Below are 10889 nucleotides of genomic sequence, written 5' to 3' on the forward strand. Positions count from 1 at the left end.
CAAGAGGGGATGCAGATCGGTGCTGATCCAAAGGGTTGTTTCGGGCAAGAGGGCGGCAAGACCTTCAGCGACCGCTTCTTGTATGGCTGTATTGGCGGCGCCGGCAAGGGCGGCGAAGAGCAAGTCAGCGGAGGAGTCTGTGGGAGCACAGCAATCCTGAACCAATCCTGCGATGCTAGCTACTGAGGCGGACACTCCCAAGGATACAGGGTTGGAAGCGCCGCCGCTGCACTCAGCCACGACCTTGCCCTGTCCATCATACTGTGCCGCCCGCGTATGGGTTCCTCCGCCTTCAATAACAATAATACCCATTTTCAAGAATTTCTTTCATGGTTTGGCTGATGGAGTCCGGGAAGAAGCTGCATAAAAAAAGATTCCAGTGAAATTGATATAACGGCGCACTGGGGATATTTTACATGGATAGGGAGCGTGCTGCAAAGAAATAAAGACTGTGTCGGGGAGTACGTTGCCCTAAGGAAAAGCCCGCAGTCTCAAAGACCACGGGCTTGTACAAGTAAAAAGGTGTTTTAATAATTAGAGATCAAGGACCTTGTCCATGCGCGCGGCAATATCTGCGAGGCGCTTTTCATCGCCGCCGCCGACTTCTGCCGTAGCAAAGCCTTCATAGCCGATGGCTCGCAATTCTTTGCGAACTGCTTTCCAATTAATGGTTCCATCGCCAATTTCTACATCAAAGCCTTTCCACAAGCCTTCATCATTCATTTTCTTGGTGCTGAATTCTTTGACGTCTAATTTTTTGATGCGGCTGCCAAGAACCGGGATCCAGTGCTCGGGCCAGCCAAAGCGTGCTACGTTGCCAATATCGAAATAGGAGCCTACCCAAGGATTATCGACTTCATCGATATACTGCGCCATTTCGAGGGGGCTGATGAGGAAATTGTTCCAGACGTTTTCAACGAGCAAATGGATTTCCTGTTTGGCGGCATGTTCGCCGGCACGCTTCATCTTTTCCATAGTCTCCGTATAGTTTTGGGCATAGGGCATTTTTTCATCCACTTTTCCCGCAACGATAAGAACAGAGGTGGCGCCGATCAGTTTCGCCTCATCAATGCACGTGTTGATATCATCGAAAGACCAGCCTTTTACAATCCCGTGAACAGGCAAGCCGGTCGCTTCACTGGCTTTGGCAAGCTCTTCAATGGGTACTTCGCCAAAGTTGGGTTCTACGCCGTCGTAGCCCAAGTCTTTCAAGAGTTTTAACTTTTCTAAAGGCGTTTTACCGACTTTGACCATACCATATTTTACGGCTTTTTTAATTTTGCCGGTGAATTCGCCGGCATGGGCAGTCTTGGCTCCGCCGGCATAGAGTCCGGCAGCGGCGGCAAGCCCTGAGCTCACCAAAAAATCTCTGCGATTCATAGGATTCCTTTCTCTGACACATGAAGTTCTTGTCTTTTAAGAATGCGGGCATTCACCTGCCTTGTAAAAGGGTCAAATCAGGGGTGATTCTTATAAAGATCATCATAGCAATCCTTGGATATCCAAAGCAATCCGATACGGGAGTCTGTGCATCGCTTTAAATATTACGCGACATGCAATAAATATAATGTCAATCGTGTTACTAAAATATATGGTAAACTAGAGGTGTGGAGGTAACTCCAACAATCGTTTCACTGCGACGGCCATCGGGGGACTTTCAATTTTTGAATCAATTCCTGTTGAAGTATGCCTGCCTTAAAAGGAAGTTGGTGTGTATCTAACAAAACTACGAATAAATATTTGTATTTGTTGTGTTGTTTTTGGTAAAATACAAATATGTAAAGGGCATTACTAGAAATACTCAAAATTCATCTTGTAGAAAGAGAATAAAATGGTAATGATTAATGAGGGCATGACCGTGGCAGACCGCTACCTTTTAAATAAATCCTTAGGTAAGGGAGGTATGGGCGAGGTCTTTTTGGCCACCGATCAAACGAATAACAAAGAAGTTGCTTTAAAAACACTACATGCACACTATGCAACGAATAACGCGGCTCGGGCTCGTTTTGTCCGAGAAGTGAATACCATGCATAAGTTGCATCACCCGGGCATTGTTAAAGTCTTTGACGCTTTTTTGTGGGAAGATAATCTTTTCTATGTGATGGAATATGTCAATGGTAAAAGTTTGCGCCGTTGGTTGGGTCAGCGTGGGAAATTAAAAGTTGCCACTGTCGTGCGTGTGCTCTCGCTCATCTGCGATGCCCTCAGTCATGCGCATCATCTGACGATCCACCGTGATCTGTCCCCCGATAATATTATGGTATCAAAGGATGGTTCTATTCGTATTTTAGATTTTGGATTGGCAAAGATCGAAGACAAATTCAAAGATCTGACCATGATCGGTGTGAATTTGGGAAAACTCGCGTACATGGCTCCTGAACAGCAAGTGAACGCAGCCACCGTTGATCATCGTGCCGATATTTATCCTCTTGGGGTGATGTTCTTTGAATTGTTGGTTGGCCGCCGCCCCGAGCCGGGACAGCGTATCACGGATTTCTGTCCTGAACTGCCCATGGAAGCGAACGACTTCTTGGATCGCGCTATGGCGCCTACTCCTGAAAAACGCTTTCCGTCTGTCCGTTCTTTTCGCTCTGAATTACTGATTCTGTACCAACGTTATACGGGTCATATCCCCAGCACGCCCGCTCTGGTACCGGCACCGCAAGTTAAAGTCGAAAAGAGCTCCCCTTCTTTTTGGAACTACTTGTCTTTTTGGAAGTTTTTCTCCCGCAGCAAATTGAAAGTCCAACCGTAAAACGAGAGCTCTAAATCTTTAGCTTGACTTTTCCACGTGGTCGTTATTTTGGGGAAATAGTGACTAACGGAGCGGATAGCAAAACACCCGGCGCTGCCGTTGGTTGCGACAACACCGGGTGTCTGTGCGGATAATACGTGCCTATTTAAAAGAGCACGTGTCTATGACAATAACAGGGAAGGATCACGGCGGGCGCCCTTCCTCCTTAAATGAAGAGGTTCACGTCGGCCTGTTCAGCACGACCTAAAAAGGCTCCTACACCGCCAATTTCAATGCCGTCAATCAACTCTTCTTTTTTGATGCCCATCACATCCATACTCATGGAACATACGACGAGGCGAACACCTGAAGCTTGCGCTGCGGCAACCAACTCTTCCGGTGTCATGACCTGTTTCTTTTTCATGACATGGCGCATCATCATGCTGCCCATACCGCCCATGTTCATCTTAGAAAGACTCAGTTTTCCCGGACCTTTCGGCATCATCATGCCGAACATGCGGTCAAGCAGTCCTTTGGACACGGGGGGCGCTTTGGTTTTGCGCAATACATTAATACCCCAGAAGGTGAAGAAGATGGTCACATCGCTGTCCATGGCGGCCGCGCCATTGGCAATGACAAAGGTCGCCATGACCCGATCGAGATCATCACTGAAACATACGATGGTTTTGCCTTTTTTGGTAACGGGATCAGGGGCAACAGCCTTTTGCACGGCCGCGACAGTGGGCACGGAATTGCCCTTGCGTATGCGCGCTTTGTAACTGTTGCCTTCCGGCCGTGTTTCCAATAAGCTGTTACCTGTACTGTTGCACCAAGCGGGGATATCGGCCATGAAACCGACGTCTGTGGCGATTACTTCAAGGATATCGCCCACTGCCATTTCGGTCATGCTTTGTTTCACCCGTGCGAGTGGGCCGGGACACTGCAAGCCGCTGACATCCAGCGTGATTGTGTTCGACGGAGAATCTTGGATAATACCGTCGCAGGGTTCACCGCAGGCAGGTAGAGACGCGCACGGTATGCCTGTTTGTGCGCCATTCATATTCTGGAACCAACACCACGTGCGATAGCCGCCGTTGAGGGCAACGACATCAAAGCCCGCTTGTATCAATTGGCGATAGGCCAAATAGCCGCGCAATCCAACGGTGCAGTATGCGCCAATTTTTTTGTCGCGCGGTAATTCGTCATAGCGATAGCGCAATTCTTCCATGGGGATAATCGTCGTGCCGGGGATCACGCCGCATTCTGCCTCTTCGGGCATACGGACATCCAGCCAATAGAGATCTTCCTGATCCAATTGATCAGGCTCAATCATGACCACATCGCCATTTATTATATTTTGCGCTGTGAACCCCAGCATGTTGATCATGCTCTTTGCAGAATCATATTGAGGGGAATAGGCGAGCTCTAGGTTTTCGAGGTCTGAGGCGGTCATCTTTTGGGTGACTGCAATAGCCAATACGTCAACGGCAGCATTCACATCATCGGGACCGACGACTTGCGCGCCGAGAAGGACGCCTTCAGGGCTGAACAGTCCTTTGATGGAAACAGGGACAGCGCCCGGATAATATTTCGCATGCTGCATGGGGTGAATATAAACCCTGAAATAAGCTTTGCCGGCGCGGCTAAGCCGCTTTTCACTCCAGCCGGTAGAGGCAGCGGATTGATTAAATATTTTGACAATAGAGGTGCCTAATACACCGGGATAGACGGAAGAGCGTCCGCAAATATTATCTGCGGCGATTCTGCCCTGTCGGTTGGCGGGGCCTGCAAGAGGTACGGAACAATCTTCGCCTGTGAGGCGGTCGCAGGTCTGGACGGCGTCGCCTACGGCATAAACAGAGGCATCGCTGCTCTGCATACGGGTGTTCACGACGATGTGTCCCCGTGGTCCCACGGTGAGCCCTGCTTCACGCGCTAGGGCGGAGCGAGGCGCAACGCCGGCACACAAACAAACTAAATCGGCTTCGACTTTTGTGCCGTCCTGGAGGGTGACACCCTTATCATCAATGGCCGTGACCGTAGACTTAAGGCGCACGTCAATGCTGTTCATCTGCAATTCTTGGAGGAGAGGAATCGTCATTTCAGGATCAAGGGGCGGCAAAATCTGATCCAGCATTTCGACAAGGACCACATCCAGCCCGAGCATACGCAGATTTTCTGCCAGTTCAAGACCAATGAAGCCGGCGCCTATAACACAGGCTTTGGATGCGGTTTGGGCTTTCTCTTTGATTCCGTCCATATCATTGAGGTTGTTGAGCGTGTAGACATTGGATCCCTTTACGCCGGGAATATTGGGGCGTATCGGTTCGGCACCTGTCGCCAGCACAAGTTCATCGTAGGGCTGTTTAAAAGACTTGCCCTCTTTGAGATCTGTCACTTCCACTTCTTTGTTGACGGGATCGATACGTGTCACTTCATGACCGGTCTTAATATCGAGCCCATACCGCCCCTTCAGGGTGGTTGCACTCTGAACAATCATATCCGCACGATTGGAAATAACGCCGCCCACATAATAAGGCAGTCCGCAATTAGCAAAAGAAACGGCTTCGCCTTTTTCAAAGACGGTCACTTCTGTTGACTCATCCAAGCGTTTAATGCGGGCGGCACAACTCATGCCTCCTGCTACGCCGCCCACGATCACGATTTTCTTAGCCATAACTATCTCCTTGTCTTTCCGTCGGTGTTGTTGTTTTTATCTGGACTTTTATCCGAAACGCCCGAATGCCTCTAATACTTCCTTGAGCATTTTTCTTCCCGAATCGTCAACCCCAAAGTTATCATGAAGGCAGAGATCCATGTGCTGGGTTACGATGATTTTTGCCGCAGCGCGTAGAGCGCCGTCTGTGGCGGCAATCTGCCGCAGCACGTCACTGCATTTGCGTTCATTTTCTATCATTTTCATGACGCCTCGCACCTGCCCTTCGACCTTGCTTAGTCTGGCGAGCAACTCTTTTCTTGTCACTTCAGGATTTTTTTTCATTCTTTTTTTACTCCGTTCATCATACCCATACGGGGTATGAGTATACCACAAAGAAGGGGGCGTTGCAAGTGTGGATTTCAAAAAAAATAAAGGGCTTTCTGACTTCTCCAAAATAAGTGTTCAAAAAAGCTCTTTGACCACAATATACAGTGTTAAAATGTGTGTTTTCATCAAAATATAGAGTTTTTCACTTGTTTAAAAATAATGCTTATGTTATAATGATCTCATTCAAATTTATACTCCCCGTGTGGAGTGTATGAAGAGGAAATCCACCATGACAACGAATGAATATGATGCCGGAGCTATACGAGTTCTGGAAGGATTGGAGGCGGTGCGGAAACGCCCCGCTATGTATATTGGAGACGTTTCTACGCGCGGTCTTCATCATCTGGTTTATGAAGTTGTAGACAATAGTATTGATGAAGCTCTCGCCGGATATTGTTCCCAAATTACAGTCACCGTACATATCGATAACAGTATTTCTGTTGAAGATAACGGGCGGGGCATCCCGGTTGGGATGAGCCCTGATCCCAAGTATAAAAAGAAAAGCGCTTTAGAAGTGGCGCTCACCGTGTTGCACGCGGGCGGTAAATTCGACAGTAATATGTACAAGGTGTCGGGCGGGCTGCACGGCGTCGGCGTATCGTGTGTGAACGCTTTATCTGCATGGCTTGAGGTCGAGGTAAAACGGGATTCTCACGTCCATTTTATTGCCTTTGCCCGGGGCAAACCCAAGGGGCCTCTGGAAAAGCGTGGGCATACCAAGGGCACCGGTACCAAAGTTACTTTTCTTCCCGATAAAGACATCTTTGAAGAGACCACCTATAACGCTGAAATTTTGTTGAGCCGCTTACGTGAATTGGCCTTCCTTAACAAAGGCTTAAAAATTGTTTTTGAAGATGAGCGTACCGATGATGAAGCGATTGTCATGCAGTACAAGGGCGGAATTATTGAGTATGTAAAATATTTGAACCGCAACAAAGAACTGCTCCATCGCACGCCTATTTATATGGAGCTGGCAAAAGAAGATGTAGAGGTGGAGGTGTCCTTGCAGTACACGGGCGCCTACAGCGAAGTCACCGCCAGCTTTGCGAACAACATTAATACCCATGAAGGCGGTACGCATCTAAGCGGATTTCGCGCTGCTCTCACCAAAAGTCTCAACGACTATGCGCGGAAAAACAATCTCTTCAAAAAGAGCAATGCTGCGATTTCCGGTGATGATACCCGAGAGGGATTGACAGCGATTATATCGGTGCGTCTGCGTAACCCGCAATTCGAAGGACAAACCAAAACAAAGCTGGGTAACAGCGACGTACAAGGTATTGTTAATTCCCTTGTCTACGAGGGGCTGCAAACTTATTTTGAAGAGAACCCTAGCGTTGCCAACCGCGTCATCAACAAAACGCTGGAAGCGGCTCGGGCACGGGAAGCGGCGCGTAAAGCGCGCGAACTCACCCGCAGAAAAGGCGCTTTAGATTCGCTGGGACAAGCGGCGAAACTGGCGGATTGCTCAGAACGGGATCCGCAATTATGTGAGTTGTTCATTGTTGAGGGTGATAGTGCGGGCGGCTCTGCTAAGCAGGGGCGTGATCGCCGGTATCAAGCGATCTTACCGCTGCGCGGCAAGGTGTTGAACGTTGAAAAGGCGCGGGAAGATAAGATGTTGGGCAACAACGAAATCCGTTCCTTGATCACGGCTATCGGCGCAGGCTTTGGCAAAGATGATTTTGATGCCAGTAAGCTCCGCTATCATAAAATTATCATTATGACAGATGCTGACGTTGACGGTGCCCATATACGCACCTTGTTGTTGACCTTCTTTTTCCGTCAAATGCCCGAGCTGATTCGGAGAGGACATTTGTTTATTGCGCAACCGCCTCTCTACCAAATCCGCAAAGGGAAAAAAGAGCGTTATGTGAATACAGAAACGGAATACGAAGATTTTCTTTATGAACTCGCGTTAGACAATGTTTCTGTTCAAAAGAAAAATAACGGCGACAGTGCGCCGATCGAAACGGAACAGCTTATCAAGGCGATTCGCAATGCTCAAGACCGAGAACGGCTCATCGGTCGTGCCTTCCGTGTCTACGGCGTTACGAGAGAAGCGCTGATGAAATGTTTGGCACTGCCCCGAGAATCTTATTTAAACCCTGCGTCACTCACGTATAGCCAACTGACTGCGCTTTTCGGCGAGGGAGTGGAAGTGATCAACACCCTTGAGGCGCAGCGCGAGTTGGATGAGCATCACGACGAAAACAGCAACGGCAAGGCGAAACATCAGGTCATTAGAAGAAAAGATCAGGTGGATTTGGCTTTTCTGAAAAGCCATGAATTTTCTGCCTTGCTCAGTTATGCCGACTCCAGCAATGGCGTTGAAGATCCCGTGTACACGGTTTCCACGCAGAGCGATGAGCAGAAGGCGACGCTCTTCGAGTCGAACGTGCTTTTAGAGGTCAAAGACTTCTTGCTTGAAACAGGGCGCAAAGGACTGAATGTGCAGCGCTACAAGGGCTTGGGCGAAATGAATGCGGATCAACTTTTGGAAACGACCATGGATCCGCAAAACCGGGTATTGCTTGCTGTTACTGCAGAAGATGAAGCGGTGGCAGATGATATGTTCACCATGTTGATGGGCGAACTCGTGGAACCGCGAAAAGACTTCATCGAAAAACATGCCGCTGAAGTACAGAACTTGGATGTTTAAACGCCTGCCCTTTTAATTCTTAAACAGAGATACAAAATCTAACCCGCGCAGAAAGAAAAGCTAAGTAATGGAAGCTAACGATCGTCTTAAACCGATTACCATTGAACAGGAACTGAAGCAATCATTTCTGGATTATTCCATGAGTGTGATTGTAAGCCGGGCACTTCCTGATATTCGTGATGGACTGAAACCGGTGCATCGGCGTGTGTTGTACGCCATGCACAATTTAAATCTTTCAAAGGCACGACCCTTCCGCAAATGTGCGGCTATCGTCGGTGATACCATGGGAAAATACCATCCTCATGGTGACTCTTCCATTTATGATACGCTTGTGCGTCTCGCGCAAGATTGGAATATGCGGTATCCCCTTGTCGACGGTCAAGGAAACTTCGGCTCTATTGACGGGGACAGTGCAGCGGCGATGCGATACACCGAAGCGCGTATGGAAGCCATTACAGCGCTGATGCTCAATGATATTGAGAAGCAAACTGTCGACATGGTGCCCAACTATGACGGCAGGGAAATGGAACCGGCTATTCTGCCCGCGACCTTGCCCAATCTGCTGATCAACGGATCCTATGGTATTGCCGTTGGTATGGCAACTAGCTGCCCGCCCCACAATCTAACTGAAGTATGCGATGCGATCTTATATCAACTGGATCATCCCGAAGCCAAGCCCATCGACCTGATGCGTTTTATTCAAGGGCCGGATTTTCCGACGGGCGGGATCATTTGCGGGCGTGCCGGTATTCATGAAGCGTATACGACCGGTCGGGGCCGCGTTACGGTGCGCGCGAAAGTTGCCATCGAAACGCAAAAAAATACGGGTCGTGCACGGCTCATCATTCAGGAAATCCCCTATCAAGTCAATAAGAGCAATCTTATTGAAAAGATTGCTCAATTGGTGCAAACGAAAACCATTGAGGGGATTACCGATCTGCGCGACGAGTCAGACAAAGACGGCATGCGCGTAGTCATCGAATTGCGTAAAGGCGAAGAGCCCGAAGTCATCCTGAATCAACTGTACAAAAACACGCAGTTACAGGCAACGGCAAGCATTATCATGCTCGCCTTGGTCAATAATACCCCGCGGGTACTTAATCTAAAAGAAGTCCTCTATTACTTTATCCAACATCGTGCGGAAATTATTGAGCGGCGGACACGTTTTGAACTGGCGAAAGCCGAACAGCGCGCCCACATCGTGGAAGGGCTGCTCAAAGCCATCGACAACATCGACGAGGTCATTCAAATTATACGGCAATCTGCCGATTCGGAAAACGCACAAAAGAATCTCATGGAACGCTTTGACTTTTCAGAAGCCCAAGCGAACGCAATTCTTGCCATGCGGTTGCGCAGATTGACCGGTCTTGAACGTTCCACACTCGAACAAGAATACCGCGATTTGCTCCAGGAGATTGAACGCTTGCGACACATCCTCTCCAGCGAACAAACCATTCTTGATGAAGTGCGCAAAGAAGTGGAAAAGATCAAAAACGACTATGGCGACAGCCGCCGCACGGAGATTCTCAATGAGGTTGGAGAAGTCCAACTTGAAGATCTTATTGCCGACGAAAATATGGTCGTAACGGTTTCCAACGAAGGCTACATCAAACGTCTGCCCGTGACGACGTACCGTAAACAACGGCGTGGCGGTCGAGGTGTCGCCGGTATGGACACCAAAGAAGATGACTTCGTAAGGGATCTATTTATTGCGTCTGCGCACCAGTATATGCTCTTCTTCACGAATCTGGGACGGGTCTACTGGCGAAAAGTTTATGACTTACCCAGAGCCGGGCGCACTGCTCGAGGCCGTGCTATTGTCAATCTTCTTAATCTCTCGCCGGAAGAACGGGTTACAACGCTCCTGCCCGTGCAGGATTTGAATGAGAAGGGGCGCTTTATCTGTATGGTTACCCAAAAGGGAACCATCAAGAAGACGACCCTTAAGTCTTTTAGAAATCCCCGAAGCAATGGTATTATTGCCATCAATCTGGCGGAAGGGGACATGCTTTGGGAAACGCTTCTTACCAGCGGAAAAGATAATATTCTTATTGCAACCCATCGGGGGCAAGCCATCCGCTTCCCCGAAACGGATGTACGCCCCACGGGCCGCACTTCACGCGGCGTCCTAGGGATCAGACTGAGCCCTGAAGATTATGTGGTGGGCGTGTCCATTGCAGCAGATGACCAAACCGTATTAAGCATTACAGAAAACGGCTTTGGAAAACGGACGCAAGTAGGAGAATATCGCCTGCAATCACGGAGCGGTAAAGGAATCATCAACATAAAAACCAACGAACGCAATGGTAATGTGGTGTCCATGTTGACCGTTGATGACGATGATGAAATCATGCTGATTAGTACGGACGGCAACGTCATACGCGTCCAAGTGGCAGAAGTCCGCACAATTGGGCGCAATACACAGGGCGTGACCATTATGAAACCTC

7 protein-coding genes are annotated in these 10889 nt (G+C 48.9%); 3 read left to right on the plus strand and 4 right to left on the minus strand.

Going from position 1 to position 10889, the window contains the following annotated elements; genetic code table 11:
* The coding region (locus GX117_05280; GenBank protein ID NLO32756.1) for a hypothetical protein at positions 1-312 on the minus strand (312 nt) is incomplete at its 3' end.
* Between the two features lie 222 nt (positions 313-534).
* Positions 535-1380 carry a sugar phosphate isomerase/epimerase gene (locus GX117_05285; protein NLO32757.1) on the minus strand — a complete coding sequence of 282 codons (846 nt, stop codon included), beginning with the start codon at positions 1378-1380 and terminating at the stop codon, positions 535-537.
* A gap of 451 nt (positions 1381-1831) precedes the next feature.
* On the opposite strand from GX117_05285, the gene GX117_05290 reads away from it, so the two are divergent.
* Positions 1832-2755 (plus strand): serine/threonine protein kinase, encoded by a 924-nt coding sequence (locus tag GX117_05290; GenBank protein NLO32758.1) that lies wholly within the window; start codon positions 1832-1834, stop codon positions 2753-2755.
* Between the two features lie 205 nt (positions 2756-2960).
* Here GX117_05290 and GX117_05295 read toward each other — a convergent pair whose 3' ends face one another.
* Positions 2961-5411 carry an FAD-dependent oxidoreductase gene (locus GX117_05295; protein NLO32759.1) on the minus strand — a complete coding sequence of 817 codons (2451 nt, stop codon included), beginning with the start codon at positions 5409-5411 and terminating at the stop codon, positions 2961-2963.
* A 48-nt stretch (positions 5412-5459) separates the two neighbouring features.
* Positions 5460-5735 carry a metal-sensitive transcriptional regulator gene (locus GX117_05300; GenBank protein NLO32760.1) on the minus strand — a complete coding sequence of 92 codons (276 nt, stop codon included), beginning with the start codon at positions 5733-5735 and terminating at the stop codon, positions 5460-5462.
* A 274-nt stretch (positions 5736-6009) separates the two neighbouring features.
* Here GX117_05300 and gyrB point away from each other — a divergent pair, with 274 nt between their 5' ends.
* Positions 6010-8442, plus strand: coding sequence for a DNA topoisomerase (ATP-hydrolyzing) subunit B (gene gyrB, locus GX117_05305; GenBank protein NLO32761.1), 2433 nt, complete (start codon positions 6010-6012; stop codon positions 8440-8442).
* 67 nt (positions 8443-8509) lie between these two features.
* Positions 8510-10889 (plus strand): DNA gyrase subunit A (gene gyrA, locus GX117_05310; GenBank protein ID NLO32762.1); only part of this gene is annotated, 2380 nt, incomplete at its 3' end.

Source organism: Candidatus Hydrogenedentota bacterium (assembly GCA_012523015.1).
GTDB lineage: Bacteria > Hydrogenedentota > Hydrogenedentia > Hydrogenedentales > CAITNO01 > JAAYBJ01.

Excerpts from the sequence above, each read along its gene's own strand:
- GX117_05285 (NLO32757.1), bottom strand. The coding sequence starts at position 1,380 with ATGAATCGCAGAGATTTTTTGGTGAGCTCAGGGCTTGCCGCCGCTGCC.
- GX117_05290 (NLO32758.1), top strand. The coding sequence starts at position 1,832 with ATGGTAATGATTAATGAGGGCATGACCGTGGCAGACCGCTACCTTTTA.
- GX117_05295 (NLO32759.1), bottom strand. The coding sequence starts at position 5,411 with ATGGCTAAGAAAATCGTGATCGTGGGCGGCGTAGCAGGAGGCATGAGT.
- GX117_05300 (NLO32760.1), bottom strand. The coding sequence starts at position 5,735 with ATGAAAAAAAATCCTGAAGTGACAAGAAAAGAGTTGCTCGCCAGACTA.
- gyrB (NLO32761.1), top strand. The coding sequence starts at position 6,010 with ATGACAACGAATGAATATGATGCCGGAGCTATACGAGTTCTGGAAGGA.